General features: G+C 79.2%; 1 pseudogene. It reads left to right on the top strand.

The features are described 5' to 3' along the window. Positions 1-726 (top strand): annotated as a pseudogene (locus ACWF94_RS32480) (chromosome segregation protein SMC); the annotation flags it as partial.

Here is a 726-nt window from a genome sequence, read left to right as displayed (position 1 = left end):
TGTCGGCAGCGGCGGGCGGCGCGCGGCGAAGGACCGGCTCGGCGGCCTCCTCGGCCCGGCGTCCGAACTCCTCACGGTGGCCCCCGGTTACGAGATCCCCGTGGCCGCCGCCCTCGGTGCAGCCGCCGACGCGGTCGCGGTCACCACCACCGCGACCGCCGCCGAAGCACTGCGGCTGCTCCGCAAGAGCGACGCGGGCCGCGCCGCGATACTGCTGACCGATGCCCCCGAGCCGGACCTGCCGCCCGCGACGGCCCCGGGTTCCGTGGGCGGCGAGCGCCCGGCTCCCGGTCGCCGTGGCGGCGAGCACCCGGCTCTCGGTCGTGGTGGCGGCGAGCGGCCGGACGCGCCCGCCTCGGACCGCGCGCACCCCGCCCCCGTCCCCGTCCCCGCCCCCGTCCCCGGGGACGGCGACGAGCGGCCGGGGCCTTCCGGCGGCTGGGTCGCCTACGCCGCGGAGCTGGTGCGGGGACCTGTGGAGCTGATGCCCGCCGTACGGCGGCTGCTGCGGGACACCGTGGTCGTCGGGACGCTGGCGGACGCCGAGGACGTCGTCCACGCCCGGCCCCGGCTCACCGCCGTCACCGCCGAGGGCGATGTTCTCGCCGCGCACTTCGCGCAGGGCGGCTCGGCGGGTGCGCCGAGCCTGCTGGAGGTGCAGGCGTCCGTGGACGAGGCCGCGGCCGAACTGACGGAGCTGGGCGTACGGTGCGCGGAGCTGGACGG

The organism is Streptomyces sp. NPDC055078 (assembly GCF_053607985.1).
Note: the sequence above shows the minus strand (reverse complement) of the source record. Positions and strands in the feature narration are given on the sequence as shown.